1 protein-coding gene is annotated in these 1,333 nt (G+C 62.0%); it reads right to left on the bottom strand.

The features are described from left to right. Positions 1–157: 157 nt before the first annotated feature. The coding region (tuf, locus tag KUW17_RS23180; RefSeq protein WP_222482653.1) for an elongation factor Tu at positions 158–1,333 on the bottom strand (1,176 nt) is incomplete at its 5' end.

Here is a 1,333-nt window from a genome sequence, read left to right on the forward strand (position 1 = left end):
GGCCTCCCGGAGGAGGCCCTTTCTACCAAGTATCAGGAGACCTGATTACTCGATGATTTTGGACACAGTCTTAGTGCGCGCGTCTCGGGATCATCGCGTTCAAACAAAAAGGGCGCCGCAGGGGCGCCCTTTCCGTTCGAACATTCGCTGACGCGAATTACTCGATGATCTTCGACACGACGCCGGCGCCGACGGTGCGGCCGCCTTCGCGGATGGCGAAGCGCAGGCCGTCTTCCATCGCGATCGGCGCGATCAGCTCAACCGAGAACTTCAGGTTGTCGCCCGGCATCACCATCTCGGTGCCTTCCGGCAGGGTCACGGTGCCGGTCACGTCGGTGGTGCGGAAGTAGAACTGCGGACGGTAGTTCGCGAAGAACGGGGTGTGGCGGCCGCCTTCTTCCTTGGTCAGGATGTAGGCTTCGGCTTCGAACTTGGTGTGCGGGGTCACGGAACCCGGCTTGCACAGCACCTGGCCGCGCTCAACACCGTCACGGTCCACACCGCGCAGCAGGGCGCCGATGTTGTCGCCTGCTTCACCGCGGTCCAGCAGCTTGCGGAACATTTCCACGCCGGTGCAGGTGGTTTTCTTGGTGTCGTGGATGCCGACGATTTCGATCTCGTCGCCGACGTTGATCACACCGCGCTCGACGCGGCCGGTCACAACGGTGCCGCGGCCGGAGATCGAGAACACGTCTTCGATCGGCATCAGGAACGGCTGGTCAACCGCACGCTCGGGGGTCGGGATGTACTCGTCCACGGCCGCCATCAGCTCTTTGATCTTGTTTTCGCCGATTTCCGGGTCGCGGCCTTCCATCGCCGCCAGAGCGGAACCTGCAACGATCGGGATATCGTCGCCCGGGAACTCGTAGGAGGACAGCAGCTCGCGGATTTCCATTTCGACGAGCTCCAGCAGCTCTTCGTCGTCGACCTGGTCAACCTTGTTCATGAACACGACCAGCGCAGGCACGCCAACCTGGCGGGCCAGCAGGATGTGCTCGCGGGTCTGCGGCATCGGGCCGTCGGCTGCGTTCACAACCAGGATCGCGCCGTCCATCTGGGCCGCGCCGGTGATCATGTTCTTGACGTAGTCGGCGTGGCCGGGGCAGTCGACGTGCGCATAGTGGCGGGCGTCGGTTTCATATTCCACGTGCGCGGTGGAGATGGTGATGCCGCGGGCTTTTTCTTCCGGTGCGCCGTCGATCTGGTCGTAGGCTTTGAAGTCACCGAAGTATTTGGTGATAGCCGCGGTCAGAGTGGTCTTGCCGTGGTCAACGTGGCCAACGGTGCCGATGTTGACGTGCGGTTTATTACGTTCAAACTTTTCCTTAGCCAT

This window comes from Leisingera aquaemixtae, from assembly GCF_019801145.1.
In the GTDB taxonomy this organism is placed as follows: domain Bacteria; phylum Pseudomonadota; class Alphaproteobacteria; order Rhodobacterales; family Rhodobacteraceae; genus Leisingera; species Leisingera aquaemixtae_A.